This is a genomic window from Streptomyces sp. NPDC015661 (assembly GCF_043077765.1).
Classification (GTDB): Bacteria; Actinomycetota; Actinomycetes; order Streptomycetales; family Streptomycetaceae; genus Streptomyces.
This window is the reverse complement of record NZ_JBIBST010000011.1, coordinates 191,079-216,923: the sequence shown is the minus strand read 5'-3', so window position 1 is coordinate 216,923 and position 25,845 is coordinate 191,079. Positions and strand designations below refer to the sequence as shown.

The 25,845-nt window shown below is 73.9% G+C and carries 23 protein-coding genes; 9 read left to right on the top strand and 14 right to left on the bottom strand.

The features are described from left to right. Positions 1-131 precede the first annotated feature (131 nt). Together ACF07V_RS28825 and ACF07V_RS28820 are read left to right on the top strand one after the other, a co-directional pair. Positions 132-1,457 carry a sensor histidine kinase gene (locus ACF07V_RS28825; RefSeq protein WP_392158504.1) on the top strand — a complete coding sequence of 442 codons (1,326 nt, stop codon included), beginning with the start codon at positions 132-134 and terminating at the stop codon, positions 1,455-1,457. Positions 1,458-1,459: 2 nt separating this feature from the next. Beyond that, on the top strand, positions 1,460-2,185 hold the full coding sequence (locus ACF07V_RS28820; protein ID WP_392158709.1) for a response regulator: 726 nt from the start codon (positions 1,460-1,462) through the stop codon (positions 2,183-2,185). On the opposite strand, the gene ACF07V_RS28815 is transcribed toward ACF07V_RS28820, so the two are convergent. The 9 genes from ACF07V_RS28815 to ACF07V_RS28775 all read right to left on the bottom strand — a co-directional run bounded on the left by ACF07V_RS28815 (position 2,107) and on the right by ACF07V_RS28775 (position 12,332). Beyond that, entirely contained in the window at positions 2,107-2,583 is a 477-nt protein-coding gene (locus tag ACF07V_RS28815; protein ID WP_392158502.1) for an STAS domain-containing protein, read from the bottom strand. The two genes, ACF07V_RS28820 and ACF07V_RS28815, sit on opposite strands and share 79 nt — an antisense overlap. A gap of 28 nt (positions 2,584-2,611) precedes the next feature. Then, complete coding sequence (locus ACF07V_RS28810; RefSeq protein WP_392158501.1) at positions 2,612-3,595, bottom strand: anchored repeat-type ABC transporter permease subunit; 984 nt, start codon at positions 3,593-3,595, stop codon at positions 2,612-2,614. After that, positions 3,592-4,317, bottom strand: coding sequence for an anchored repeat-type ABC transporter ATP-binding subunit (locus ACF07V_RS28805; protein ID WP_392158499.1), 726 nt, complete (start codon positions 4,315-4,317; stop codon positions 3,592-3,594). Before ACF07V_RS28805 ends, ACF07V_RS28810 begins: the two co-directional genes overlap by 4 nt. Beyond that, on the bottom strand, positions 4,314-5,960 hold the full coding sequence (locus ACF07V_RS28800; RefSeq protein ID WP_392158497.1) for a choice-of-anchor M domain-containing protein: 1,647 nt from the start codon (positions 5,958-5,960) through the stop codon (positions 4,314-4,316). The genes ACF07V_RS28805 and ACF07V_RS28800 overlap by 4 nt, the downstream gene beginning before the upstream one ends. Positions 5,961-5,965: 5 nt before the next feature. Beyond that, on the bottom strand, positions 5,966-7,495 hold the full coding sequence (locus ACF07V_RS28795) for an anchored repeat ABC transporter, substrate-binding protein (protein ID WP_392158495.1): 1,530 nt from the start codon (positions 7,493-7,495) through the stop codon (positions 5,966-5,968). Further along, positions 7,492-8,646 (bottom strand): choice-of-anchor M domain-containing protein, encoded by a 1,155-nt coding sequence (locus ACF07V_RS28790; RefSeq protein WP_392158493.1) that lies wholly within the window; start codon positions 8,644-8,646, stop codon positions 7,492-7,494. Before ACF07V_RS28790 ends, ACF07V_RS28795 begins: the two co-directional genes overlap by 4 nt. A gap of 109 nt (positions 8,647-8,755) precedes the next feature. After that, on the bottom strand, positions 8,756-9,406 hold the full coding sequence (locus tag ACF07V_RS28785; RefSeq protein WP_392158492.1) for a choice-of-anchor M domain-containing protein: 651 nt from the start codon (positions 9,404-9,406) through the stop codon (positions 8,756-8,758). 111 nt (positions 9,407-9,517) lie between these two features. After that, complete coding sequence (locus tag ACF07V_RS28780) at positions 9,518-10,798, bottom strand: exo-alpha-sialidase (protein ID WP_392158707.1); 1,281 nt, start codon at positions 10,796-10,798, stop codon at positions 9,518-9,520. A gap of 121 nt (positions 10,799-10,919) precedes the next feature. Beyond that, a complete protein-coding gene (locus tag ACF07V_RS28775; RefSeq protein WP_392158490.1) occupies positions 10,920-12,332 on the bottom strand; it encodes an aminopeptidase P family protein in 1,413 nt (470 codons plus the stop codon). 159 nt (positions 12,333-12,491) lie between these two features. Here ACF07V_RS28775 and ACF07V_RS28770 point away from each other — a divergent pair, with 159 nt between their 5' ends. Further along, entirely contained in the window at positions 12,492-13,490 is a 999-nt protein-coding gene (locus ACF07V_RS28770; RefSeq protein ID WP_392158488.1) for a LuxR family transcriptional regulator, read from the top strand. 6 nt (positions 13,491-13,496) lie between these two features. Here the strand turns inward: ACF07V_RS28770 and ACF07V_RS28765 are convergent, their stop codons facing one another. The 3 genes from ACF07V_RS28765 to ACF07V_RS28755 all read right to left on the bottom strand — a co-directional run bounded on the left by ACF07V_RS28765 (position 13,497) and on the right by ACF07V_RS28755 (position 17,310). Further along, positions 13,497-15,509, bottom strand: a complete 2,013-nt coding sequence (locus ACF07V_RS28765) for a prolyl oligopeptidase family protein (protein WP_392158486.1) — start codon at positions 15,507-15,509, stop codon at positions 13,497-13,499. 75 nt (positions 15,510-15,584) lie between these two features. After that, complete coding sequence (locus tag ACF07V_RS28760; RefSeq protein WP_392158484.1) at positions 15,585-16,133, bottom strand: FABP family protein; 549 nt, start codon at positions 16,131-16,133, stop codon at positions 15,585-15,587. Positions 16,134-16,173: 40 nt separating this feature from the next. After that, positions 16,174-17,310, bottom strand: a complete 1,137-nt coding sequence (locus ACF07V_RS28755; RefSeq protein ID WP_392158482.1) for a hypothetical protein — start codon at positions 17,308-17,310, stop codon at positions 16,174-16,176. Between the two features lie 159 nt (positions 17,311-17,469). Here ACF07V_RS28755 and ACF07V_RS28750 point away from each other — a divergent pair, with 159 nt between their 5' ends. From ACF07V_RS28750 to ACF07V_RS28725, 6 genes are all read left to right on the top strand, one after another. After that, a complete protein-coding gene (locus ACF07V_RS28750; protein WP_351816447.1) occupies positions 17,470-17,553 on the top strand; it encodes a putative leader peptide in 84 nt (27 codons plus the stop codon). A gap of 119 nt (positions 17,554-17,672) precedes the next feature. Further along, entirely contained in the window at positions 17,673-18,533 is an 861-nt protein-coding gene (locus ACF07V_RS28745) for an ABC transporter permease (protein ID WP_392158480.1), read from the top strand. Continuing rightward, on the top strand, positions 18,506-19,240 hold the full coding sequence (locus ACF07V_RS28740) for an ABC transporter ATP-binding protein (protein WP_392158479.1): 735 nt from the start codon (positions 18,506-18,508) through the stop codon (positions 19,238-19,240). Before ACF07V_RS28745 ends, ACF07V_RS28740 begins: the two co-directional genes overlap by 28 nt. Before the next feature lie 35 nt (positions 19,241-19,275). Next, positions 19,276-20,307 carry an ABC transporter substrate-binding protein gene (locus ACF07V_RS28735; RefSeq protein WP_392158477.1) on the top strand — a complete coding sequence of 344 codons (1,032 nt, stop codon included), beginning with the start codon at positions 19,276-19,278 and terminating at the stop codon, positions 20,305-20,307. Beyond that, complete coding sequence (locus ACF07V_RS28730) at positions 20,307-21,518, top strand: LLM class flavin-dependent oxidoreductase (protein WP_392158476.1); 1,212 nt, start codon at positions 20,307-20,309, stop codon at positions 21,516-21,518. Before ACF07V_RS28735 ends, ACF07V_RS28730 begins: the two co-directional genes overlap by 1 nt. 57 nt (positions 21,519-21,575) lie before the next feature. Further along, positions 21,576-22,679 carry an NAD(P)-binding domain-containing protein gene (locus ACF07V_RS28725; protein ID WP_392158474.1) on the top strand — a complete coding sequence of 368 codons (1,104 nt, stop codon included), beginning with the start codon at positions 21,576-21,578 and terminating at the stop codon, positions 22,677-22,679. 9 nt (positions 22,680-22,688) lie between these two features. On the opposite strand, the gene mltG is transcribed toward ACF07V_RS28725, so the two are convergent. Together mltG and ACF07V_RS28715 are read right to left on the bottom strand one after the other, a co-directional pair. Next, the gene (mltG, locus tag ACF07V_RS28720; protein ID WP_392158473.1) at positions 22,689-23,648 is read right to left on the bottom strand and encodes an endolytic transglycosylase MltG; all 960 of its coding nucleotides are present in this window, start codon (positions 23,646-23,648) and stop codon (positions 22,689-22,691) included. Positions 23,649-23,935: 287 nt separating this feature from the next. Beyond that, the gene (locus tag ACF07V_RS28715; RefSeq protein ID WP_392158471.1) at positions 23,936-25,780 is read right to left on the bottom strand and encodes an ABC transporter ATP-binding protein; all 1,845 of its coding nucleotides are present in this window, start codon (positions 25,778-25,780) and stop codon (positions 23,936-23,938) included. Positions 25,781-25,845: the final 65 nt, after the last annotated feature.

Genomic DNA, 25,845 nt, shown 5'->3' with positions numbered 1-25,845 from the left:
CGCGGTGGCGAAGATCCGTACCGTGTGCGGCGGAGGCGCGGACGAGTCCTCCGCGCGATGTACATCGCCGGGACGGTGCCCTGGTCCTCCGGGCCGATTCGCCCCGGCCACCTGCTTGGCACACTGCACCGGTGAGCAGGTACGAGGAAGTCATGGGCCGACTGCGCGGGTCGCGGACCGTCGGCGCGCCGCCCCCGCTGTCCCGCTGGTCGTGGCTGGCCGACGGGCTCCTCGCCCTGTCGCTCACGGTCGCCACCATCGTCGGGAACATGAACCGCTCGTACGTGGAGCTCCGGCCCGACCTGGCCGGGAGCAAGACGCGGGTGCCCGGGCAGCTCCCGACCCCGCCCGCGCCCCCGGACGTACCGGGAGGTCCGGAGGGCCCGCGCCCGGTGCGCGCCGTGGAGCATCTGCTGCCGCCGGTGGAGGCCTGGGAGCTGGCGGCGGCGGTGCTGACCGCGCTGCCGCTGGTGCTGCGGCGCCGCTTCCCGCTGGCCGTCTACTGGGTGGTGACGACCGCCACGGTGCTCCTGCACCTGGGGGACGCCGCCGACGACGCCACCCGGATCACCTTCGCCTCCGGACTCGTCGCCGCCTACAGCGCGGCCATGTACAGCCCGCACCGCAAGTCGGTGCTGGCCTCGCTCCTGGCCGGCGCCCTGCTCTACGCGGTCTTCCCGCTGGTCCCCGCCGTCGACACCGACCTGGTGCCCGTCCTCGTCCTGCTCCCGCTCGCCCTCGCCTCCCACGGCGTCCATCTGTGGCGGCAGCGGGAACGGACGCTGCGGGCGGAACAGGAGGCGGCGCTGCGGCGGGCGGTGGAGGCGGAGCGGTCCCGGATCGCCCGGGAGCTGCACGACGTGGTCACCCACAACGTGAGCATGATGACGATTCAGGCCGGTGCGGCGCGCACCGTCCTGGACTCCTCGCCCGACCTGGCCCGGGAGGCGATGCTCGCGGTGGAGGCGGCCGGGCGGACGGCGATGTCGGAGCTGCGGCACGTGATGGGGCTCCTCACCATGGCCGCGGACGGCCCCGATCCGGCCGCCGACGTGGCGCTCGCCCCGCAGCCGGGCCTGGACCGGCTCACGGAGCTGACGGACCGGGTCCGCTCCTCGGGGGTGCCGGTGGAGGTGGCGGTGCGGGGCGTCCCGGTCGAGCTGCCGGCCGGAGTCGATCTGGCCGCCTACCGGGTGGTGCAGGAGGCGCTCACGAACGCGGTGAAGCACGCGGCGGGCGCGCGGGTGTCGGTGACGGTGGAGTACGGGGATGGCCGACTGCGCGTGGAGGTGTCCGACACCGGCGGGCGCAGGCTGCGGACGGCGGAGCCGGGCGGCGGCCACGGGCTGCTCGGACTCCGGGAACGGCTCGCGGTGTACGGCGGTACGCTCGACGCGGGCAGCCGCCCGCACGGCGGTTACCGGGTCCGTGCGGTGATTCCGTGGGAGGTTCCGTGACCGTGGCCGACGCTCCGCGCGTGGTGATCGTCGACGACCAGGCGCTGGTGCGGACCGGTTTCCGGATGATCCTCGCCGCCGACGGCATCGAGGTGGTCGCGGAGGCCGCCGACGGCGAAGCGGCCGTGGCGGAGGTCCGCAGGACCCGGCCGGACGTGGTCCTGATGGACATCCGGATGCCCGGCACGGACGGCCTGGAGGCCACGCGCCGCATCCTCGCCGACCGGACCGCGACGCCGCCGAGGGTCGTCGTCCTCACCACCTACGACCTCGACCAGTACGTGTACGCGGCGCTCGCGGCGGGCGCGAGCGGCTTCCTGCTCAAGGACGTCACCCCCGAGCACCTGACGGCGGCGGTCCGGCTGGTCCGCTCCGGGGACGCCCTGCTCGCCCCGGCGATCACGCGGCGCCTCGTGGAACGCTTCGCCGTGTCCGGTACGGGGGCGGGGCCCCGCCCGGCCGCCCCGCACCGTGAACTGGCCACGCTCACGCCGCGCGAGCTGGAGGTCCTGGAGGCCCTGGCGCGCGGCCACACCAACGCCGAACTGGCCGCGCGCTTCCGGCTGAGCGAGGCGACGGTGAAGACCCACGTCGCCCGCATCCTCCAGAAACTCCGGCTGCGCGACCGGGCGCAGGCGGTGATCGCCGCCTACGAGACGGGTCTCGTCACGCCGGGCTCGACCGGCGGCGGGACGGGCGGGGCCGACAGCCCGACCGGGGCCGGCTGACCCAGCGGAGCCGACTGCCCCACCGGGACCGGCAGCCCCATCGCGCCCGGCTGATCGAGGAGATCCGCCGGTCCCGCCTCGGGCCGGAGGACGTCGCTCAGCTCGGTCAGCCGGATGAGCCGCAGAATCCACGGCTGGTCGCAGACGAGCCGCCAGCGCGCTCCGCGCCGGTGCATGCGCCCGGCGCAGTGGGCGAGGAGTCCGAGCCCGGTGGCGTCGCAGAAGGTGAGGCGCCGGATGTCGACGGTCAGGGCGTCGGACTCCCGGACGAGCGCGTCGAGCTCGGGCCGCAGGTGCCGCACCAGGACGAGGTCGAGCTCGCCCCGGAGGGCGGCGACCGTGAGACCGCCGGTCGAGCGGACGACGAGGTGCGGGTCATGACGGGGGATCAGCTGCATCGGGCGCTCCACAGGGTGGCTCCATGTGTCACGTCGAGCGTGGCCGCCCCGGCGAGGGGAGGGACGTTTCACCTCGTCCGCTGTCACCTGAATCGGTGAACATCCGGCCCTGTTTCTCTCGTTCGGACGCACGCGAGCCGGACATGTGTACGGACCGTCGGCCCCGGCGTACGCGCGCGCGTGAGACCAGGCCGTGGCGGGGTGCGAGCAGCCAGACCAGGGCGAAGAACCCGGTCAGGACGACCACGACCGAGCCGCCGGCCGCCAGGTCGTACGCATAGCTCACGTACAGCCCGGCGAGACTGCCCGCGCAGCCGAAGGCCGAGGCCAGCAGGGTCATCGCCCACAGCCGCTCGGTCAGCAGCCGCGCCGTGGCGGCCGGGGTGATGAGGAGCGCGAGGACCAGGACGTTCCCCACGGCCTCCAGGGACATGACGATGGTGGCCGTCACGACGACGTACAGGGTCAGGTCGAGCGGCAGGACCGGAAGCCCCGAGGCCCGGGCCGTCTCGCGGTCGAGGCTGACCGCGACCAGCTCCTTCCGGAGGGCGAGGACGACGGCGACCAGGACCGCCCCGATCGCGGCCACCCGCCACAGGTCCGCCGTGTCCACGGCCAGGACCTGCCCGAACAGGAACGACGACAGGTCCGTCGTCCAGCTGTCACGGGTCGAGACGAGGACGATGCCGAGCCCGAAGGCGAAGGCGAAGAAGACCCCGATGACGGTGTCCTCCTTGAGGCGCCGGTTCTGCGAGACGAAGGCGATGAGCACCGCCGTCGTGACGCCGGCCGCCGCGCCGCCGAGCAGCAGGTTGCCCTCGAAGGCGTACGCGAGCGCCACCCCGGGGAAGGCGGAGTGGGCGACGGCGTCACCGATGAAGGCCATGCCCCGCAGCACGACGTACACGCCGACGACCCCGCAGACGAGGCCGACGACCGCGGCGACGGCGAAGGCCCGCCGCATGAACGGCAGCGCCCACGGCTCGGCGAGGAGAGCGAGAAGGTCGTTCATGCCGCTTCCTCGATCCGTTCGGTCCGGTCCAGGCCGAAGGCCCGCAGCATCTGTCCCGCGTCCGCCAGGAGTTCGGGGCCTCCCTCGGCCACGAGGGTCCGGTTCAGGAGCAGCACCCGGGTGCAGGTCCGGGCGGCGGCGGCCAGGTCGTGGGTGGTCATGAGCAGCCCCCTGCCTTCCGCCGCGAGCCGGCCGAACAGCTCGTTGAGCAGGTCCTGGGTCGGGACGTCGACGCCCGTGAACGGCTCGTCCAGGAGCAGCAGCCGGGGTTCGGCGGCGAGGGCGCGCGCCACCAGGACGCGCTGACGCTGGCCGCCGGACAGCTCGCCGATCGGCCGGCGGCGCAGCGCGGTGAGACCGGCCCGCTCCAGGGCCTCGTCGGCCGCCGCGCGGTCGCGCGCCCGGGGCGGACGCAGCCAGCCGACCGTACGGGTGCGCCCGCTGAGCACGGCCCCGGCGACGTCGATCGGGAAGTCCCAGGCGAACTCGTGCCGTTGGGGGACGTAGCCGACGGTCCCCCTGGCGTCGACGGCGCCCGACGACGGGGCGACGAGCCCGAGGACGGCGCGGAGGAGTGTGGTCTTGCCCGCCCCGTTCGGGCCGAGCAGCCCGACGAGTTCCCCGCCGGACACGGCGAGCGAGACGTCCGCGACGGCCGTCCGGCCGCCGAGCGCGACGGAGAGGGAACGGACCCGCAGCAGCTCCTGTCGGTCGTCGCTCATGCGCTGCGCCTCCGCCGGGCGACGAGTACGGCACCGGCGCCGACGGCGGCGAGCGCGACGGCCGTGCCCGCGAGCAGCACGGTGGACTCGGCGCCGGTGGCGGCCATGGAGCCACGGGGGGAGGTGTCGCCCGTGTTGTCCGTGTTGCCCGCGGCACTGGTACTGGCACTGGTACTGCCAGTGGCGCCCGTGGTGGCGCTGCCGTCGGTGCTCGCCCCGCCCGTGGCGGAGCCGCCCGTGACGGAGCTGCCCGGGGAGGTACCGGAGCCCGAAGACGTCCCCGTACTCGTCCCCGCACTCGCACCGGAGTCGGTGCTGCCACCGGTCGATCCGCCCGTCGATCCGCCCGTAGAGCCCCCGCCCGGATCGCCCGAGCCGACCTCGAAGGTGAGCGTCTCGGTGTCGCTCGTCCTCCTCCCGTCCGCGAGGAGGCCGGACATCGTGAGGGTCAGCCGGTACGTGCCTTCGGCACCGAAGGCCCAGCCACCGTGCGCGTGCGTGTTCTGCGGAACGCCGAAGGTGTCGGGCACCCCGTCCGCACTGGCGAAACGGACCGCCGCGCCGGAGAGGCCGTCGTAAGTGAAGAGCGCGAACCGGCCCGGCCCTTCGGCCTTCACCAGGGAGAACGCGATCTCGCCCCGTGTGGCGCCCGCCGCCATGTTGTCCGTGGACCAGCCGGGCCAGAGCAACCCGGGTCGCTGGACCTGGTCGAGCAGCCACACCGGCTCTCCGGCCTTCCCCAGGAAGGCGAAGTCCGGGTTGGCCGGAACGGTCCGACGGGCCTCCGGCTTGACCCGGAGCACGAGAGAGGAGGGCTCGCGCCAGACGGTCCGGCCGGGCACCGTCCCGTCCTTGACCTGGATCTGGAGCCTGCCGTCCAGCACGCGCGCGGCGATGTCGACGTGGCCCTCGTCGAGGACCGGAGGCGTCGTCCCGGCCTTCTGCGCGGGAACGACGGGCCGGGCCTTGGGGGCGGCCGGCTGGGCGACGAACGCCCTGGCCTCGCGCGTCACAGCGGGCACGGGCACGGGCACGGGAGCGGGCACGGGCACGGGCACGGGAGCGGGAGCGGGCACGGGCACGGGCACGGGAGCGGCTCCCCCGACCCGTACGGTGAACCCGGCTGTGGCGGTCTCGGCGGTGTCCGTCTCCGCCGCGAGCACGATCCGGTAGACCCCCGGCGCGGAGAAGGCCCAGCGGCTCTCGCCCCGGCCTCCGGCAGGAAGCTCGGAGGCGTCCGGGAGCCCGTCGCCGCTGTCGAACCACACCCCGGACGCATCGCCCTCCGCCCCGTACACCGTCACCGTCACCGCGCCGGGCCCTTCCGCCTCTGTCAGGGACCAGCGCACCGAGCCGCCGTCCGCGAGGGCCGTGGTGTCCCACGGGGTCCTGAACTCCCAGTGGACCGTGCCGTCCTCCCCGGTGACCCGGTGGAAGTCGTCGAGGTCGAGCACACCGTCCCTCCCGAGCCCCAGCACGCCGTCGACCCACCCCGGCCCGGCCGGACCAGGTGTCGCGGGTACGGGTACGGGTACCGGTACCGGCACGGGTCCATCGGCCGGCGGCTCGGCCCTCGCCGTACCGCCGAGGGCGAGCACCCCGGCCGTCGCCAGGGCGACGCTCGTGTTCCGTGCGAGCCGCATCGGGCTCACCTCCCCTCCCGGCCCAGGCAGCGGGCCAGTTCGTTCGCGTTGTGGCGCATCATCGAGACGTAGTCGTGGACCTTGTCGTCGAAGGAGTCGCCGTAGATCGTGCAGACGGCGACGCCCTCGTCCTCCGCCACCCGGCGCAGGACGTCCGCGCGGGCCGCCAGATTGGGTTCGACGAAGACGGCGGGAACCTCGCGTTCGCGGATCGTGGCCCGGAGGCGCGCGATCTCCGCGGCGCTCGGCTCGCGACTGGGCACCGGGACGACGAAGCCGGCGATCTCCAGGTGGTAGGCGTGCGCGAGGTAGCCGAACGCGTCGTGCGTCGTGATCAACGTGCGGTTCCTCTCCGGGACTCGGGCGAGCGTCCTCGCCACCTCGTCGTCGAGGGCGGCGAGCCGCTTCAGGTAGCGGGCGGCGTTCCGCTCGTACGTGGCGCGGCCCCCGGGGTCGGCCTTCGTCAGCTCGTCCTGGATCCGGCGGACGTACGCCTCGGCGTTGGCGACGTCCTCCCAGGTGTGGGGGTCGGTGTCGCCGTGCACGTGGCGGCCGATGACGGCCTGCGGCAGCACCCACAGGTCGGCGCCGGGCCGGCCGAGGAAGCGATAGGCCTCCTCGCGGGGCACGGTCTCCCTGGCCCGCTGCGGTACGGAGAGGACGACGGCGTCCGTGGAGCGGTGCACGCGCCGGCCGGTCGCCGGGTCGTCGGAGCGGATCCGCACCGACCTGGTCCGGGTGTCGAGCGCGATGTCGGCGTGCCCGCCGTCGAGCACGGTCCTCCCGGCCGGCGCCGGGGCGCCGCCGACGACGAAGGTGACGGTTCCGCCGCCGATCGGGGCGGTCTTCCCACCGAGGGTCTCGGTCTGTCCCCGTACGGTCAGCCGGTACGTACCGGGCTTGCTGAAGGCCCAGTTGACGTGGGTGTGCGCCTCGGGCGGCAGGGTGAAGGAGTCCCTGGTGCCGAAGCCGTCCGTGGAGTCGACGACGACCTGTGGGGTGCCGAGCGTGTCCGTCAGATAGACGTGGAGGTCACCGGGCCCATCGAGCGCGGTGGCGGTCGTCCGGACGTGGGAGCCGTCGCCCGCCACCTCGCCCTCGACGGCCCAGCCCAGCCAGAGCACGTCGAGGCCGAGGTCCTCCGTGAGCCTGATGGCGGAGCCGCCGTACTGTTCGAGGCGTTCGCCGAGGGGCACTTCGGGGGTGTCCTCGGGGGCGTTGGTGTGGATCATCTTCATGATTCCGGGCTCTTCGAGGAGGAGCCCGTTGCTGAGGACCAGCTCCGAGCGCGCGACGCGGGCGGCGTCGCCGGGGCTGGGCTCGTAGGAGTGGGGGTCTCCGTGCTGCGGCACGACGGAGGCGACGTCGACCCGGTCGCCGCCGACGTTGCGGACGAGGTCGGCGATGATCGCGGTGGTCGTGGAGACCGTCAGTTCGGCCTTGCCGCCGGAGCGGCCGTCGGGCCCGCCGCCGCAGCCGGAGACCAGCAGCGCGGCACCGAGCGCGAGGGCGGCGGCCGTACGGGGCGTGTTCACCGGGCCGTCCGCTTCCTGCGCACGAGGGCGACCGTCACGGCCCCGGCCGCGAGCGCGAGACCGGCGAGACCGGCCGGCAGGGCGAGCGGGACCGCGCCGGTGGCCGCCAGCCGAGGGCTGCCCGCGGCGGCGGCGCGGGGCGGTGCGGAGGCGGTGAGGGTCGTCCGGGGTTCGAAGGGGGACTCGGGAGTCGGCGCCACCGTGGGGGACGACGTACGGGTCGAGCCCGGCGTCGGAGCCGGCACGCCGGTCGGGGTGCGGGTGGGTGCCGGCGTACCGGCCGGCGAAGGCGTACCGGACGGGGACGGCGTACCGGACGGGGACGGCGTCGGCATCGGCATCGGCATCGGCATCGGCATCGCCGTCGGCCCCGGCCCCGGCCCCGGCCCTGGTGTCCCCTCCCCCGCCCCCGGTTCGATCGTCGACGGGTCGACGTCGCCCACGGCGACGGCGAGGGTCTCGCGGTCCGAGAGGCGCGTGCCGGAGGGCAGCGTGGTGCTCATCTCCAGGGTGATCCGGTAGACGCCCTCCGTGTCGAAGATCCACAGCGGGTGGGCGTGGGTGAAGGCCGGCAGGGAGACCGTGCCGGGCTCGGCCTTGCGGCTGTCGACGTCGACGCCGACGCGCAGGCCGAGTTCGGGATCGTCCTCCCAGCGGCCGAGGACGAACCGGCCGGGCCCGTCGATCGCGGGGAAGGTGACCTCGACGCCGCCGGTCGCGTCGGCGGGCAGGATGCCGAGGGTGTTCCAGCCGGGCCAGAGGAGGCCCTCCGTGGACGCGAAGTCCTTGTCGACCCAGAGGCTCGCGCCGGGGGTGCCGAAGCCTTCCAGCTGCGGGACCTCCTCGCGCGGCGGGATCACGATCTCGTGACGCGGGTCGAAGTGGAGGAGGACGTCGGAGGGTTCGCGCCAGACGGTGGCGCCGGGGACCGTGCCGTCCTTGACGCGGAACTCCAGGCGGCCGCCGGTGAGCCGGGCGGCGAGGTCGAGGTGGCCGCCGTCGAGGACGACGCGTTCGCCCGCGGGCGCTTCGCGCGGGGGCTGTTCGGCCGCGTACGCGGGCGGTGCGGCGGGCGACAGGGCGAGGGCGGCCGCGAGCACGGCGGTGAGCGCGGCTGCGGGTGGGGTGGAGGGTGCGTTGCGGGCCCGCATGACGGGGCGGCTCCTTCGGGGTGCGTACGGGGAGGCCACGGCCGCGCCGGGGGCGGTTCGAACGGCGGGTTGTCCCGCCCCCGGCGCGGGGTTCATGGGCGGGCGGGCGTCAGCCGACCTGGAAGGTGTACGTGGCGGAGGTCGGGCCGACGGGGGTGCCGTTCGTCAGGGTGCCGCTGACGGCGAAGGTCGCGGTGTACGAACCGGCCTTGGTGAAGACCCAGTTGGCGTGGTCGTGCTCGCCGGCGGCGATGTCCCGGGTGTTGGGGAGGGTGGCGTCGCCGCTGTCGTAGGAGCGGTTGCTCCGGGGGCAGAGGCCGTTCTTGTAGACGGTGAGCCTGCCGGGGCCGCTGAGCGAGGTGAGCTTGACCTGCACCTTGTCGTTCTGGAAGGCGCCGGCGGTGAGGTGCTCGCCGGAAATGCCGGGCCAGAGCAGGTCGGCGTTCTGGGTCTGGGGCAGGCGGTAGACGGTGGTTCCGGCCGTGCCGAGGTGGCTGTAGCAGGTGCCGGTGGGCACGGTGTACGCGGCGGCCGGCAGGGCCCTGAGGACGACGTCGGCCGGGGCGTACTCGACGTCCGGGGTCACGGACTCGTCGTGGACGTGCAGGCCGAGGCCGGTGCCGTCGTACTCGACGTCGAGGACGTCGACGTGCCCCGTGGAGAGGGTGGTTCCGGCGGCGTGGGCGGCGGTGAGTCCACCGACGGCGAGGGTCGCGGCGACGGTTCCGGCAAGGGTGAGAGAACGCGTGAAGGCACGCAAAAGAGGCCCCCCTTGGGCAAATGGTTGAGCGTGTACGAACAAGGGAGACGATAATCATTTTCATTAAGAGCTGGCAAGCCGCCCTGGGCCGCGCTCGGGGCCACCCGGCGGCTACCGCCGGCCGGTGAGTGCCGTCAGCGGGATCCGGCGGAACTCCACGGTCTCGTACGGACTCCGCGTCCCGGTCTCGTGGAGCAGGCCGACGGTCGCCGCGTCCAGCGGCACCAGGTCCGAGTAGGCGCCCTTCCGTCGGGACACCGTCAGGGCCTTCACGAAGGTCCGCCCGCCGTCCCCGCTGGTCCAGACGGCCGGCTCCGCGCGGGCGTCCGGCACCGAGGGGGCCGAGAACAACAGGAGTCCGTCCCGGCCGCCCACGTACAGGAGGCTGCCCTGCACCACGGGCACGCGGTCCAGGGTGTGCTGGGGCGCGAGCGGGCGGTCGAGGGTCTCACCGCCGTCGCGGGAGGAGGCGTCCGCGCGGTTGCCGGGGCTCGTGCCCAGCTGGTCGCGGGAGCTGAAGTACACGCTTCCGTCGGGCAGTTGGGCGGCCGTCGACTCGTTGGCGTTGACGAAGCCGTCGTAGGTGTCGTCCACGGGACCGAGGCGCCAGGACCGGCCGCCGTCGTCGCTGTGGAGCGCGTGCGCCCCGTAGTACCGGGGCTCCTCGCCGGTGTCCGTGGAGCCCTCCGGCGGCGCCGCCGAGTGGTCGGCGGGGACGACCAGCCGCCCGGCGTGCGGGCCCCGGGTCAGGGCGAGGGCGTGGCCCGGGCCGGTGGCGTACCAGCGCCATCCGGGCTTCTTCACCTGCGCGGTGATCTCCCGCGGAGGGGAGAACGTCCGCCCGTCGTCGGAACTGCGCTGGACGAACACCCGGCGGCCGCGGGGAGCGGGGACCTCACCCCGCAGGATCCGGCGCTCCGTCGCCTCCGCGCCGTTGTACGAGCTGAGCAGCACCACGTCGCCCGAACGCGGGTCCACGACCGGCGCGGGGTTCCCGCGCGTGTCGCCGCGCCCGTCGGCGACGACCGCCGACGGACCCCAGGTGCAGCCGCCGTCGGCCGACCGGCGCACGACGATGTCGATGTCACCGCTGTCCCCGGCCCCGCCGGTCCGGCCCTCGGCGAAGGCGAGCACGGTCCCGGCGCGGGTCCGCACGGCCGCGGGGATGCGGTAGCTCGCGTAGCCGCCGACACCGGCGGTGTACGGGACGGACACCTCGCAGCCGCCCCAAGCGCCCGACGGGCCCGGCACCCCGGCGGATCCCGCCACGGCCGAACCCGAGTCACCCGAACGCGGCACGCCTGAACCCGGGTCGCCCGAACCCGCCACATACAGACCCACGTACAGACCCACGACCAGCAGGACGAGCAGCCCGAAGCTCCTCACCGTCACACGCCCCATCCGCCCCACGGTCCCCGCCCGACCCGGCGAGGGGCCGAACTCCGGAACAACACGAGGGGCCGCCCGCGCGAAGATTCGCGCGAACGGCCCCTCGTCCGAGCCGGCGGGAGGCTCAGCCCGCGAACCGGGCCATCCACGCCTCGACCTCGGTCGAGGAGCGCGGCAGACCGGCCGACAGGTTCTCGTGGCCGTCCTCGGTGACGACGAGGTCGTCCTCGATCCGGACGCCGATGCCGCGCCACTCCTCGGGTACGGTCAGGTCGTCCGGCTGGAAGTACAGACCCGGCTCGACCGTGAGCACCATGCCCGGTTCGAGGACGCCGTCGACGTACTCCTCCGTGCGGGCCTGGGCACAGTCGTGGACGTCCAGGCCGAGCATGTGGCCGGTGCCGGCCATCGTGAAGCGGCGCTGGAGGCCGAGCTCGTACGCGCGGTCGACGGGGCCCTCGATGAAGCCCCACTCGACGAGGCGCGCCGCGAGGTGGCGCTGGGAGGCCTCGTGGAAGTCGCGGTACGGAGCGCCCGGCTTCACCGTGGCCATGCCCGCCTCCTGGGCCTCGTACACGGCGTCGTACACCTGGCGCTGGACGGGGGTGAAGGTGCCGCTGATGGGGAGGGTGCGGGTGACGTCGGCGGTGTAGAGGGAGTGGGTCTCCACGCCGGCGTCGAGGAGGAGCAGCTCGCCGGGGCGCACCGGGCCGTCGTTCTCCGTCCAGTGCATGATCGTGGCGTGGTCGCCGGCGGCGCAGATCGAGCCGTAGCCGACGTGGTTGCCCTCCAGGCGGGCCCGGCGGAAGAAGGTGCCCTCGATCCACCGCTCGGACGAGGCGATCGCGCGGGAGAGCTCGGCGACGCAGTCGGTGAAACCGCGGACGGTGGAGTCCACCGCCTTGCGCATCTCGCCGATCTCCCACTCGTCCTTGACGAGGCGGAGGTCGCTGAGCGCTCCCTCCAGCTCGGCGTCGCGCTCCTCGTCGGTGGTGACGGCGGCTTCGAGGGCCGGGTCGACGCCGCGGACGATCCGGGTCGGCAGGCCGGAACCGGCGGCCAGGTCCTCGGTGATGGTGCGGACGTCACGGCAGGGCAGTCCGAGGACGGTCTCGGCCTCGGCGAGGGTGCGCCTGCGGCCCATCCACAGCTCGGCGGTGTAGCCGATCCAGAACTCGTCGTTGTCGCGGCTGTCGCGGGGCAGCTGGTAGCAGTAGGCGTCGTGGCCGCCGTCGGCGCGGGGCTCCAGGACGAGCGCGCCGTCGCGGGCCTGGTCGCCGGTCATGTGCACATAGCCGGAGTACGGGCGGAAGGGGTAGGTGTCGTCGTTGGAGCGGGTCTTGAGGTTCCCCGAGGGGACGATCAGGCGCTCGCCGGGGAAGAGCGCGGAGAGCGCGGCGCGGCGCCCGGCCGCGTACGGGGCCTGCTCGGCCGGTTCGAGGTCGTGCCGCTCGGTGTCCGCCCACCCCGTCCTCATCAGAGCGGAGAGCTCCTCGGAGACGCCGTTGTAGAGGCCGTTCTTGCGACCCTTCGCCACGTCCTGCACCTTCTTCCGGGTACGTTCTGGGCCGCCGGCCGTCGGCGGCACCCGGAAGGTACTCCGCCACGGGCCCGGCCGGTGCCCGGATCGGCCAGTGGCACGAATCGGCCACGTCCGGGCGGCGGGGGCGGCCGGGGCCGGTCGATAATGCGGTCCATGGCGAACGAGAAGCTCGGTGAGGCGCTCCGGCTCCTGGGGATCGGCGACGAGGCCCGGCGGGTCTACGTCCGGCTCCTGGACCTGGGGCCCGCGCCGCTGAGCGCGATCGGTGCGGCGGCCGGTCTCGACGGTGCGCAGCTGTCGGCGGCGTACGGGGAGCTGGTCGACGCGGGCCTGGCGAGTCCGGCGGCGCAGGGCCCGGACCTGGTGGCCCCGGTGCCTCCGGCCGCGGGCCTGGAGATCCTGGGCCGGCATCGGGCGGCCGAGCTCGACGAGTCGCGGATCACGGTCGGGGGCGCCTTCGAGTCCTTCCGGCGGCAGCGGCTCGCCGCGTACAACGACGATCTCGTGGAGGTCGTCACCGGCGACGCCATCGGCCCCCGGAGCCGGCAGGCCTGGGCCAGTGCCCGTGAGCAGATCCGGCAGTTCGACTCGCCTCCGTACACGCCCATCCCGGGCTCGACGGACGACGCGCTGGCGACGCTGGCCCGGGGGGTGACGCAGCGGGTCATCTACTCCCAGGCGTCGCTCGAGTACCCGGACAAGATGCGGACGGTCATCGAGCCGTGCATCGAGGCGGGCGAGCAGGCCCGGGTGCTGCCGTCGGTGCCGGTCAAGCTGATGATCATCGACGAGGCGTACGCGCTGGTGTCGCTGTCGATCAGGGAGGCGGACGTGCACAACACGATGCTGGTCGTGCAGCCGTGCGGGCTGCTCTCCGCGCTCGTTGCCCTCTTCGAGCAGACGTGGCAGAGCGCCCTGCCGTTCCACGGCCGCACGGCCCGTCCGGCGGGCGTGCTGCCCGCCGGACTGCTGCCCGCCGACCGTCGGCTGCTCTGGCTGCTCGCGGGCGGCGCGAGCGACGACGTCATCGCCCGGGAGATCGGGGTCAGCCGCCGCACGCTCTTCCGCCGGATCCAGATCCTGATGGCCCGGCTCGGCGCCACGAGCCGTTTCCAGATGGCGCTGCAGGCGCAGCGCCAGGGCTGGTTGTAGGACCGGTCAGGTCAGGTGCCGCCGGAGGAAGGTGTGCACGAGGGCGCTGTTGTGGGCGGCCTGTTCGTTGTCCCCGGCGCCCGCGTGGCCGCCGCCGGTGTTCTCGTGGAACAGGACGGGGTGGCCGAGCTCCCGCAGCCGGGCCGCCGTCTTGCGGGCGTGGCCGGGGTGGACGCGGTCGTCGCGGGTGGAGGTCATCAGGAGCACCGGCGGGTAGGTCCGGTCGGCCGTGATCCGGTGGTACGGGGAGAGTTCGCGCAGGTGGGCGAGGTCGTCCGCGTCGTCCGGGTCGCCGTACTCGGCGATCCAGGACGCGCCGGCGAGGAGCTTGTGGAAGCGGGTCATGTCGAGCAGCGGTACCTGCGCGACGATCGCGCCGAAGAGCTCCGGGTAGCGGGTGAGCATCGCGCCCATGAGCAGGCCGCCGTTGCTGCCGCCGGAGGCGCCGAGCCGGTCCGGGGTGGTGATGCCCCGGGCGACGAGGTCCTGGGCGACGGCCGCGAAGTCCTCGAAGGCCCGGGGCCGGTCCGCGCGCAGGGCGGCCTGGTGCCAGTCCGGTCCGTACTCGCCGCCGCCGCGGATGTTCGCGATGACGTACGTGCCGCCGCCCTCCAGCCAGGCCCGGCCGGTGACGGCGCCGTAGTAGGGGGTGAGGGAGACCTCGAAGCCGCCGTAGCCGTAGAGCAGGGTGGGGCCGGGGCCGGTGACGGCGTGGTCGGGGCCGATGACGAAGTACGGCACGCGGGTGCCGTCGGCGGAGGTCGCGAAGTGCTGCTCGACCGTGAGTCCTGCGGTGTCGAAGCGGTCGGGGGCTTGCTTGAGGACCTCCGTGTCGCCGCCGACGTGCCCGCGGTGGAGGCTGGAGGGCTGGAGGAAGCCGGACACGTCGAGGAAGTACTCGTCGGAGACGTCCGGGTCCGTGTCCACGACTCCGACGGCGGAGAGTGCCGGGACGCCGACGAGCGGGGTACGCGTCCAGCCGGCGCCCTCGCCGCCCGGGGTGAGGACCTCGATGTGGGTGCTGACGTCCCGCATCGTCTCCAGGATCAGATGGCGCCGGGTCCAGGAGTGCCCGGCGAGGGCGGTCCGCGCGTCCGGGGTGAACAGCACCTCGGGGCTGCGGTCGCCTGCGAGGAAGGCGTCGAAGTCGAAGGCGAGGAGGGAGCCGGTGGGCTGTCCGAGCCACTCGGACTTCAGGGTGACGAGCAGGTGGCGGCGGTGTGCGTGGACGAGGGCGTCGTCGGGGACGTCGATGCGTACGGTGCCGCCGTCGGGCTCCAGGAGGTAGGTCTCGCTGCGGAAGAAGTCCAGCGAGCGGCCGACGAAGTCCCGTTCGTGGCCGGGGGTGTCGTCGCGGTAGCCCCAGGCGGACACGTCGGCGTCCGCGGCCTCGTACACGAGCTCGGACCGCTCGATCGGCGTGCCGCGCCGCCAGCGGCGGACCGTGCGCGGGTAGCCGGACTCGGTGAGCGAGCCCGGCCCGGTGTCCGTTCCGACGAAGACGGTGTCGGCGTCGATCCAGCCGATCCGGGTCTTCGCCTCCGGCACCTGGAAGCCGTCCGCGACGAACTCCCGCGTGGCGAGGTCGAATTCGCGGACGACGACGGCGTCGCCGCCGTCCCGGGACAGGCGCACCAGGGCCCGGTCGTAGGCGGGACGGCGTACCCGTGCCCCGTCCCACACCCACTTCTCGCCCTCCGCGGCGGCCAGCGCGTCGACGTCGAGGAGGACCTCCCACTCGGGCGCGTCCTTGTGGTACTGCTCCAGGGTCGTCCGCCGCCACACCCCGCGCACGTGCTCGGCGTCGCGCCAGAAGTTGTAGAGGTACGCGCCGCGCCGCGTGGTGTACGGGATGCGGTCCGAGGCGTCGAGGACCTCCCTCACGCGCGCCTTCAGCGGGGCGAACCCGGCGTCGGCGGCCAGCACGTCCGCCGTCTCGGCGTTCCGCTCGGCCACCCACGCGAGGGCGGCCTCGCCGGAGATGTCTTCCAGCCACAGGTACGGGTCGTCATCGCTCACCCCCGTATTGTGCAGGCTCGACGGCCAGGGCCCGTGAACGCTCCGGCCGTGGGGCCCCGGCCGCCGGGGCCGGCCTCAGCTCCGGTTCTCGCGGCGCAGCCGTACGGCGAGGTGGTGCTGGAGCGGCCGGCCGACCGCGGCCAGGTCGTGGACGAAGTCGAGGGTGTCCTCGCCGGTGAGCGTGTAGCGGCGGCGGGTGGCGTCGACCTGCTTGGCGGTGGGGGCGAGGGCGACCTCGTGGGTGCCGAGGTCGACGGTGGTGCCCTCCGCGTGGCCGACGGCGATCTCCGCGATCCCCGTGGGCTGGGTGATCAGCGCCTCGACGCGCCCCTCGTGCTGGAGCCGCCACCAGCCGCTCTCGCGGGCCGAAGGCCGCAGCGGGGTGCCGGCCTCGTCGATGAGCCAGGCCCGCGCCTCGTAGTGCAGGAAGGGGCGCCCGTCGTGGCTGAAGGTGACCTCCTGCTCGTAGGCGAACTCCTCGGCGAGCGAGGGGTAGCCGCCGCGCCCGCGCCCGACCCAGGTCCCGAGCAGCCAGGTCACCGGGGCGAGCAGCGCGTGCGGTGCGGGCGCCTCGTCGGCGCGGTACGCGTCGGGGTAGGGGTGCTGCCGGTCGCGGTCGTTCATGGGGTGCGCTCCTGGGTCGGGACCTGTGCCGTACGGCAGCTTAGGCCGCGGTGTCCGGCGCGCCCCGCAGCGAGAGCCGGAGGACCGTGGTGGCGACGGCCCCGGCCGCGAGGCCGAAGGTGAGGGCGGCCGGGATGCCGTTGCCGATGCCGGCGGAGATGTGGAGCGTCCCCTGCTGGGGGCCTGCCTGGACGACCGCGATCCGGAGGAGCTGGCTCGCGAGGAGGCCGAGGACGGTGGCGCAGACCGCGCCGGCCGCCATGGCGGGGAGCGTGGCCCGGGTGAGGAGCCCGGGGAGCTTGCGCAGGGCCCACCAGACGACGACGAGGAGGAGGACGTCGGAGGCGCGGTAGAGGAGCCATTCGCCGAGCGGGCCGCCCTCGGGGGCGGACCAGGCGCCGAGCAGCAGCCACTGGCGCAGCAGGTCGCCCGGCTCGGAGAGCGGTCCGCCGTCCGGGGAGAACTCCTGGAGGGCGGCGGCGACCGAGTGGTACGAGAGGACCGCGACGGACAGCGCGATCACGGCCGTTCCCGCGGTGGCGGCCAGGCGCGCGGCGCGGGCCGGGACGTCGGTGCGCGGCAGTGGGCCCGCCCCCTTGGCGGTGATCCGTGCGACGAGGACGGTGGCGGCCGCCGCGACGAGTCCGACGGCCACGGGGAGCTGCCGTCCGGAGGCGATCACGTTCGCCAGCTGGGGCAGGAAGCGGTAACTGCCGTGTCCTGTCGAGGCGATGAGCCATGGCGCGGACACGGCGAGCGCCAGGGTCCCGGCCACCGCGCCCCAGGCCCACAGCGCGAGGAAGGCGGCGGTGGTGCGTCCGCGCGCCGGCGGCAGTCGGCGGACCAGGAGCAGGGCGCCCAGCACGTGAGCGACGAGGACGGTGCCGTACCGGATCTGCAGGCCCGTCGTGTACAGGCCTCCGTAGTAGCCGCGGTCGTCGCCGCCCCTGGTGTCCCCGACGTAACCGGACACCATCGCACCGGCGTCGAGGAAGGACGGCGGGTCGTACGCCCACGGGGCCAGCCAGCTCTGGAGCTCGGCGACCGGCTCGGCGCCGAGCCGGTCGCCACTGCCGGGCAGGCGCAGCACGTCCGCGGTGGCCCCGGCCCACCACAGGAGTGCGGTGAGCAGCAGCCCGCCGATCAGTGCGGGTATCACCGCGCGCCGGTATGTCATGTTCTGCTCCCCCGTCGTGAACGTGTCCGGTCGGCTGGAGACTAGAGCGTGGCGATCACGTACGGAGCACGGTGGCACGTCGGTTCCGCGGGCGAGGCCCGCCCGTCCACCGTCCGAGACGCCGTTGACCCGGCGCGTGGCGGCCGCTACCTTCGCGCCATGTTGCGTACAGCCCTGCTCACCACGCGCGGTCACATCGACCTGCTGCGGGTGGCCTCCGCCGCGTGTCGCCGCGGCTGCTGACGCCCTTTCACCCCCTGCGCCCCGCCTCTGCTGAGGCTCTGATCGCCGTGCGCGCGTGTCCGCTCCGCGCCCACGGGCGCTGACGCGTACCTTCACCTCCTTCTCCCCCGGAGTCCGTCATGACGGTCGACCATGCCCCTCCCTCCGCGCCGCCCGACATATCGCCTTTGCCGGACGTCGAGTCCCTGACCCCCGCCCGAAGGCCCGGTCGCGGCCCGGCCGTTCCGCGCTGGCTGCGCCGGGCCGTGGGACCCGTGCTGCTGCTCGTCCTCTGGCAGGCGAGCAGCACGGCGGGGCTGCTTCCTGCGGACGTGCTGGCCTCTCCGGGGACCGTCGCCCGGGCCGCCGGCGAACTGCTCGGGGACGGGACGCTGCCGACCGCGATGGGCGTCTCGCTGCGACGGGTCGCCGTGGGCCTGCTGCTCGGCGGGGCGGTGGGCATCGCGCTCGCCCTGGTGTCCGGGCTCTCGCGGCTCGGCGAGGACCTCGTCGACGCCCCGGTGCAGATGCTGCGGACGGTCCCGTGGGTCGGGCTCATCCCGCTGTTCATCATCTGGCTGGGGATCGGGGAGGCGCCCAAGGTGGCGCTCATCGCGCTCGGCGTCGCCTTCCACCTGTATCTGAACGTGTACGCCGGGATCCGGGGCGTCGACGCGACGCTCGTCGAAGCGGGCGAGGCCCTGGGGCTCGGCCGCTGGGGCCTGGTCCGGCACGTCGTCCTGCCGGGCGCGCTGCCCGGGGCGATGACCGGACTGCGGTACTCCCTGGCGACGGCCTGGCTCGCGCTGGTCTTCGGCGAGTCGATCAACGCCGACGCCGGGATCGGCTTCCTCATGAACCAGGCGCGGGAGTTCTTCCGCACCGACGTGATCGTCGTCTGCCTCGTCGTCTACGCCTTCCTCGGCCTGCTCGCCGACGCCCTCGTCCGTACTCTCGAAAGGCTGCTGCTGCAATGGCGACCGACCTTCACGGGGCAGTGACCGTCCAGGGTCTCACCCGCTCCTTCGACGGGCGTCCCGTCGTCGACGGGCTCGATCTGACCCTGCACCCGGGGCAGTTCACGGCGCTCCTCGGGCACAGCGGCTGCGGCAAGTCGACGCTCCTGCGGATCCTCGCGGGGCTCGACCGGGAGATCTCCGGCACCGTCCTCGTGCCGCGCCGCCGCGCGGTCGCCTTCCAGGCGCCCCGCCTCATGCCCTGGAAGAAGGTCTGGCGGAACGTCCTGCTCGGGCTGCCGGGGAAGCCCGGCCGGCCGGTGGCGGAGAAGGCACTCACCGAGGTGGGCCTCGACCACCGCTCGGGGGCCTGGCCGAAGACGCTGTCCGGCGGCGAGGCCCAGCGCGCCTCGCTCGCCAGGGCGTTGGTACGGGATCCGGATCTGCTGCTGCTCGACGAGCCGTTCGGCGCGCTCGACGCGCTGACGCGGATCAAGGCCCAGCGGCTCGTGGCCGAGCTGTGGCAGCGGCGCGGCTGCACGGTCCTGCTCGTCACGCACGACGTCGACGAGGCGCTGCTGCTCGCGGACCGCGCACTGGTCATGCGGGACGGCGTGATCGCCTACGACACCGCCGTCGACCTCGCCCGGCCCCGCTCCCCCGGCGATCCCGCGCTCGCCGCCCTCCGCACCCGACTGCTCGCCGAACTCGGCGTGTCCGAACCCGAGTTCGCGGGTCACGCGGCCGCCTGACCCCTGCATCCCCACCGTCCCCCGAGGAGACATCCATGAAGTCCTTCCGCCTGTCCGCCGCCGCACTGCTCGTGCCGCTCGCCCTGCTCGCCTCCGCCTGCTCCGGCGCCTCCGCGGCCGGTGACGTCTCGGACTCCGACGGCAAGGGCAGCCTCGTCCTGAACGTCGGTGACCAGAAGGGCGGCACCGAGGCCCTGCTGCGCGCCGCCGGTGAGCTCGACGACCTTCCGTACCGGGTGAAGTGGTCGACCTTCACCTCCGGCCCACCGCTCCTCGAAGCGATCAACGCCAAGGCCGTCGACTTCGGGTCCGTCGGCAACACCCCGCCCGTCTTCGCCGCCGGCGCCGGCTCGAAGATCACCGTGGTCGCGTCGACGCACAGCGACTCCGCGGGCGAGGCGATCCTCGTCCCGAAGGACTCGCCGCTGCGCACCGCACGGGACCTGAAGGGGAAGTCGGTCGCCGTCGCCCAGGGCAGCTCCGCCCACTTCCAGCTGATCGCCTCGCTCCGCAGGGCCGGCCTGGAACTGTCCGACGTCCGGGTCAGCCTGCTGCAGCCGGCCGACGCCCTGGCCGCTTTCACCAGCGGCAAGGTCGACGCCTGGGCCGTCTGGGACCCGTACACCTCCCAGGTCCTACTGAGCGGCAAGGGCCGGGTGCTGACCGACGGGCGCGGTGTCGTCAACGGCCTCGGCTTCCAGGTCGCCGCCCCCTCGGCGCTGGCCGACAAGGAGAAGGCGAAGGCGATCGGCGACTTCGTCGAGCGGCTGCGCCGCGCCCAGGGCTGGGTGTTCGACCACCCCGAGGCGTGGGCGAAGGTCTGGGCGAAGGAGACCGGACTGCCGTACGAGGTGGCCCTGGCCGCCGTGAAGCGCAGCACCGGGACCCGGGTCCCCGTCGCCCTCGACGACGCGGCCGTCGCCTCCGAGCAGAAGATCGCCGACACCTTCGCCGAACTCGGTCTGATCCCCCACACGTTCCGCTTCGCCGACTACGTCGACACCCGCTTCAACAAGGACCTGCCGCCGTCCACCACCCCGGCGCGCAGCTACGGAAAGGCCTCCTGATGACCGTCCATCTGCACTGGTTCCTGCCGACCGGCGGCGACGGCCGGACCCTCGTCGACCGGCACGCCTACACGGACGGCGGGATCACCCGGAACCGGACCGTGTCCGGGGTCCGCGCCCCCGACATCGACTATCTCGTCCAGATCGCCAAGGCTGCCGAGCAGCTGGGCTTCGAGGCCGTGCTGACACCGACCGGCACCTGGTGCGAGGACGCCTGGCTGACGACGGTCGCGCTGGCCCAGCACACCGAACGGCTGAAGTTCCTGGTGGCGTTCCGTCCGGGGGTGATCTCCCCGGTGCTCGCGGCCCAGATGGCGTCCACGTACCAGCGGATCACCCGGGGCCGGCTCCTGCTCAACGTCGTGACCGGCGGCGACTCGGCCGAGCAGCGCCGCTTCGGCGACCACCTCGACCACGACCGGCGGTACGCGCGCACGGACGAGTTCCTCTCGGTGGTGCGGGGCGTGTGGGGCGGGCGGCCGTACGAATTCGAGGGCGAGCACTTCCGGATCGAGGGCGGGCTCACCGCCCTGCCGCCGGACCCGCTGCCCGAGATCTTCTTCGGCGGCTCCTCCGCGGCGGCCGGCCCGGTCGCGGCGCGGCACGCGGATGTGTACCTGACGTGGGGCGAGCCGCCCTGGCAGGTGAAGGAGAAGATCGACTGGATCCGGCGGCTCGCGGAGGAGCAGGGCCGGACGGTCCGGTTCGGGATCCGGCTGCACACGATCTCCCGCGACTCGGCGCGCGAGGCCTGGGAGACGGCCGACCGGCTGCTCTCCGATCTCGACGCGGAGACCGTCGCCGCGGCGCAGGAGCTCCTCGGGCGGAGCGAGTCCGTCGGCCAGCAGCGGATGATCGCGCTGCACGGCGGCGGCTCGCTCGACCGCGACCGGCTGGAGATCTCCCCGAATCTGTGGGCGGGCGTCGGTCTGGTACGGGGCGGGGCGGGGACCGCGCTGGTCGGCAGCCACGCCGATGTCGCGGACCGGATCGAGGAGTACCACGACCTGGGCGTGGAGCACTTCGTCCTCTCCGGCTACCCGCACCTGGAGGAGGCGTACTGGTTCGGCGAGGGCGTGACACCCGAACTGGCGGCCCGCGGACTGCTGCCGTCGGCCCCCGCCTCGCCACTGCTCGGCATCCCGGCGACGAACGGCCGCCCGGCCTCGGCCCCGGGTGGCGCGCCGCTGCTCGTGCCGGGCGGGCGGTAGGACCAGGGGGGCGGGGGCGCCGGGAAGAACCGCGCCCCCGCCCCGGTTGGTGGAAGCGTGAACGATTTCGGGTTCGAAGAGGTCAGGGCCGTGGACGTCGTCGTCATCGGCGCCGGGCAGGCGGGGCTCTCCGCCGCCTTCCATCTGCGGCGCGCCGGCCTGGAGCCGGACCGGGACTTCGTCGTCCTGGACCACGCTCCCCGCCCGGGCGGCGCCTGGCAGTTCCGGTGGCCCTCCCTCACCTACGGCAAGGTCCACGGGATGCACGCCCTGCCCGGCATGGAGCTGACCGGAGCCGATCCCGCGCGCCCCTCCTCCGAGGTGATCGGCGCGTACTTCGACACGTACGAGCGGACCTTCGGCCTGCGGGTCCACCGGCCCGTCGACGTCATCGCCGTCCGGGAGGGCGAGGGCGGCCGGCTGCGCGTCGAGACCTCGGAGGGCGTGTACGCGACCCGGGCCCTGATCAACGCCACCGGCACCTGGGACCGTCCGTTCTGGCCGCGCTACCCCGGACAGGAGACCTTCCGGGGCCGTCAGCTGCACACGGCCGGGTACCCGGGCCCCGAGGCGTTCGCCGGGAAGCGGGTGCTGGTCGTCGGCGGCGGGGCCTCCGGTACCCAGCACCTCATGGAGATCGCCGAGGTCGCCGCGGAGACGACCTGGGTGACCCGGCGCGAGCCCGTCTACCGCGAGGGCACCTTCGGCGAGGCGGAGGGCCGCGAGGCCGTCGCCCTGGTCGAGGACCGGGTACGGCGCGGTCTGCCGCCGCAGAGCGTCGTCTCGGTCACCGGGCTTCCCCTCAACGACGCGATCCGCTCGGCCCGGGCGCGCGGGATCCTGGACCGGCAGCCGATGTTCGACCGGATCACCCCCACCGGGGCGGCCTGGGACGACGGCCGGACCGTCGACGTGGACGTGATCCTGTGGGCGACCGGTTTCCGGGCGGCGATCGACCATCTGGCCCCGCTGCGGCTGCGGGAGCCGGGCGGGGGCATCCAGGTGGAGGGCACGCGCGCGGTACGGGACGAGCGCGTCCACCTCGTCGGCTACGGCCCCTCGGCCTCGACGATCGGCGCCAACCGGGCCGGCCGCGCGGCCGTCTCCGACATCCGCCGCCTGCTCGACCGCGACCGGGTGGCCGCCACGCCGGCCATCTGACCTGCCTGTTCAGCGCTGTCCGGCGCTCCGGTTGGCGTTGAACTCGGCCACGTTCGCCTGGTGGGTCGCGTAGTCGGCGGTGAAGCGGGTGTCCCCCGGGGCCACCGTGACGAAGTAGAGCCAGTCGCCGTCCGCCGGGCGGACGACCGCGTCCACGGCCTCGTCCCCGGGGTTGCCGATGGGCGTCGGCGGCAGGCCCTTGCGGGCGTACGTGTTGTACGGGCTCCCCGACTTCGTGTCCGCGAAGCTGGTGTCGACGCTGCTGCGGCCGAGGGCGTAGTTCAGCGTCGAGTCCATCTGGAGCGCCATGCCGCGGGCGAGCCGGTTGTGGACGACGCGGGCCACCTTCGCCATGTCCTCGGGGTTGTCGGCCTCGGCCTGCACGATGCTGGCCGCCACGACCGTCTGGTACACGCTGAGTCCGTGCGCCCGCGCCCCCTCGGCGATCCGCCCCGTGCCGTAGCGCTTGCCGGCGGTGTCCACCATGAAGCGCAGCAGCGCCTCCGGGGTGGTGGTCGAGAGCACCGGGTAGGTCGCGGGGAAGAGGTAGCCCTCCGGGTTGCCGCCGGCCGCGGCGGGCAGCGGGAGGACGCCGGGGGTGGTCGCGGTCTTCCGCGCGGTGCCGTCGGGCAGCTGGAGGGCCCGGTCGACGGCCGTGTAGACCTGGCCGGCCCGCCAGCCCTCCGGGACGAGGAGGGTGCGGGGCTGTTCGACGGCGGGTTCGTCACGGGTGACGAGCAGCGGGACGGTGACGGCGGCGGCCACGGCGAGGACGGCCCCGAAGAGCAGCGCGAGCCGGCCGCGCCGGGTGAGGCGTGCCCGGCGGGGAGGCCGGGGCAGCCGGGCGCGGCGGGGAGGCCGGGGCAGCCGGGCGCGGCGGGGAGGCCGGGGCAGCCGGGCGCGGCGGGGAGGCCGGGGCAGGGAGGGACGGCGCGAGGGTGCGTACGGGGAGGACGGCCGGTACGTCATGGCCGCACGCTAACCCGGTCCGTACGCGAATCCCGGGAACCGCGCACGCGGCGGCGCCGCCGGCCCCCTGGGACGGGGGACCGACGGCGCCGGGCACTGCGATCGTCAGACGAGCCAGCCCAGGAAGTGGAGGACGCCGGCGAGCAGGTTGGTGATGACGTTCATGGTGGTGCTTCTCCTCGTACAGGTACATCAGTGGGACTGTGCGGTCGCGGTCTGCAGCCCGTCGCTCGCACTCCGTAATCATCCGATGCCGCACGGGAGTCGGGCAACGAATCCCGGCACGATCACACGTTCTGGGGAACAACCGCTCCCACGTTCGCCTGTTCGGTGCGGGCGTCCCTCCGGACCAGGGCCGCGTACCGCCCGTCCCGGGCGAGGAGCTCCTCGTGCGTCCCGCGCTCGGCGATCCCGCCGGCCTCCAGGACGACGATCTGGTCGGCGTCGCGAACGGTGGACAGGCGGTGGGCGATGGTGATGGTGGTGCGGCCGGCCGACAGGGCGTCGATGGCGCGCTGCACCGCGCGCTCGGTCCGGGTGTCGAGGGCGCTGGTCGCCTCGTCGAGGATCAGGACCGGAGGGTCGCGCAGGATGGTGCGCGCGATGGCGAGGCGCTGCTTCTCGCCGCCCGAGAAGCGGTAGCCGCGCTCGCCGACGAGGGTGTCGTAGCCCTCGGGGAGCGAGGCGATGTGGTCGTGGATCTGGGCGGCGCGCGCGGCGGCCTCGATCTCCTCGTCGGTGGCGTCGGGCTTGGCGAAGCGGAGGTTGTCCGCGACGGAGGCGTGGAAGAGGTACGTCTCCTGGGAGACGACGCCGACGGCGCGGGCGAGGGTGTCGAAGTCCAGGTCGCGCACGTCGACCCCGTCGAGGGTGACGCGGCCGCCGGTGACGTCGTACAGCCGGGGCACGAGGTAGCTGAGGGTGGACTTGCCGGAGCCGGTGGGGCCGACGACGGCCAGGCTGCCCCCGGCGGGGACGGTCAGGTCGATGCCGTTCAGGGTCGGGCGGCCCTGCCCCTCGGGGTCGTAGTGGAACTCGACCTTCTCGAAGGAGACCTCACCGCGGATCTCCGGCAGCCGGACCGGCTCGTCGGCTTCGGTGATGTCGACGGGCAGGTCGAGGTACTCGAAGATGCGCTGGAAGAGCGCGAGGGAGGTCTGCACCTGCACGCCGGTGGAGAGCAGGCTGACGGCGGGCCGGAAGAGGCCCTGCTGGAGCGAGACGAAGGCGACGAGCGTGCCGAGCGAGATCTCCGAGCCGCCCGAGCCGAGGGCGATGCCGGCGGCCCAGTAGATCAGGGCCGGCATGGCGGCCATGACGATGCCGATGGTGGACATCCGCCACCGCCCGGCCATGGAGGAGCGCACTTCGAGGTCGACGAGGCGCTCGGACTCCTCGGCGAAGGACTTGGTCAGCGAGTCGGCGCGGCCCATGGTGCGGCCGAGCAGGATGCCGCTGACCGAGAGGGACTCGGTGACGGTCGCCGCCATGGCGGCCATCTGCTTCTGGCGCTGGGTGGTGATCGCCTTGCGCTCACGGCCGACGCGCCGGCTGATCCAGACGAAGACGGGCAGCAGGAGCAGCGAGACGAGGGTGAGGCGCCAGTCGAGGGCGAGCATGGCGACGACGGTCGCGACGACGGCGGTGAGGTTGGAGACGAGGGAGGTGGCCGTGGAGGTCACGGTCGCCTGCATGCCGCCGATGTCGTTGGCGATGCGGGACTGGACCTCACCGGTACGCGTGCGCGTGAAGAAGGCGAGCGGCATCCGCTGGAGCTGCTCGTAGACCCCGGTGCGCAGGTCGTGCATGACGCGCTGGCCGACGGTGGTCGAGATGAGGGTCTGGAGCACGCCGAAGACGCTGGTCAGGACGGCGGTGGCGATCATGCCGAGGGCGAGCAGGCTGAGCAGCCCGGTGCGGCCCTGGGGGATGGCGGTGTCCAGGATCTCCCGGAGGAGGAACGGCGAGGCGACCGAGACGAGCGAGGCGGCGCCGACCAGGAGGCCGACGAGCGCGAGGCGCGCGCGGTAGGGGCGGAAGAGCCGAAGGATCCGCCGCACCTGGGCGGGCTCCTTGGGCTGGCCGGAGTCGCGGGGCGGGGGCGTCCAGTCGGACTGGTCGTGGGGGCGCATGGGCTCCTTCGAAGGTAGACGATCCATCGGAGCATAGCTCACTGTTACCTATACTCACAATGAAG

What these genes read in the sequence shown, in the direction of transcription:
- ACF07V_RS28815 (WP_392158502.1), bottom strand. Translation starts at nt 2,583, where the DNA reads ATGCAGCTGATCCCCCGTCATGACCCGCACCTCGTCGTCCGCTCGACC.
- ACF07V_RS28810 (WP_392158501.1), bottom strand. Translation starts at nt 3,595, where the DNA reads ATGAACGACCTTCTCGCTCTCCTCGCCGAGCCGTGGGCGCTGCCGTTC.
- ACF07V_RS28805 (WP_392158499.1), bottom strand. Translation starts at nt 4,317, where the DNA reads ATGAGCGACGACCGACAGGAGCTGCTGCGGGTCCGTTCCCTCTCCGTC.
- ACF07V_RS28800 (WP_392158497.1), bottom strand. Translation starts at nt 5,960, where the DNA reads ATGCGGCTCGCACGGAACACGAGCGTCGCCCTGGCGACGGCCGGGGTG.
- ACF07V_RS28790 (WP_392158493.1), bottom strand. Translation starts at nt 8,646, where the DNA reads ATGCGGGCCCGCAACGCACCCTCCACCCCACCCGCAGCCGCGCTCACC.
- ACF07V_RS28770 (WP_392158488.1), top strand. Translation starts at nt 12,492, where the DNA reads ATGGCGAACGAGAAGCTCGGTGAGGCGCTCCGGCTCCTGGGGATCGGC.
- ACF07V_RS28760 (WP_392158484.1), bottom strand. Translation starts at nt 16,133, where the DNA reads ATGAACGACCGCGACCGGCAGCACCCCTACCCCGACGCGTACCGCGCC.
- ACF07V_RS28755 (WP_392158482.1), bottom strand. Translation starts at nt 17,310, where the DNA reads ATGACATACCGGCGCGCGGTGATACCCGCACTGATCGGCGGGCTGCTG.
- ACF07V_RS28750 (WP_351816447.1), top strand. Translation starts at nt 17,470, where the DNA reads ATGTTGCGTACAGCCCTGCTCACCACGCGCGGTCACATCGACCTGCTG.
- ACF07V_RS28745 (WP_392158480.1), top strand. Translation starts at nt 17,673, where the DNA reads ATGACGGTCGACCATGCCCCTCCCTCCGCGCCGCCCGACATATCGCCT.
- ACF07V_RS28740 (WP_392158479.1), top strand. Translation starts at nt 18,506, where the DNA reads ATGGCGACCGACCTTCACGGGGCAGTGACCGTCCAGGGTCTCACCCGC.
- ACF07V_RS28735 (WP_392158477.1), top strand. Translation starts at nt 19,276, where the DNA reads ATGAAGTCCTTCCGCCTGTCCGCCGCCGCACTGCTCGTGCCGCTCGCC.
- ACF07V_RS28730 (WP_392158476.1), top strand. Translation starts at nt 20,307, where the DNA reads ATGACCGTCCATCTGCACTGGTTCCTGCCGACCGGCGGCGACGGCCGG.
- mltG (WP_392158473.1), bottom strand. Translation starts at nt 23,648, where the DNA reads ATGACGTACCGGCCGTCCTCCCCGTACGCACCCTCGCGCCGTCCCTCC.
- ACF07V_RS28715 (WP_392158471.1), bottom strand. Translation starts at nt 25,780, where the DNA reads ATGCGCCCCCACGACCAGTCCGACTGGACGCCCCCGCCCCGCGACTCC.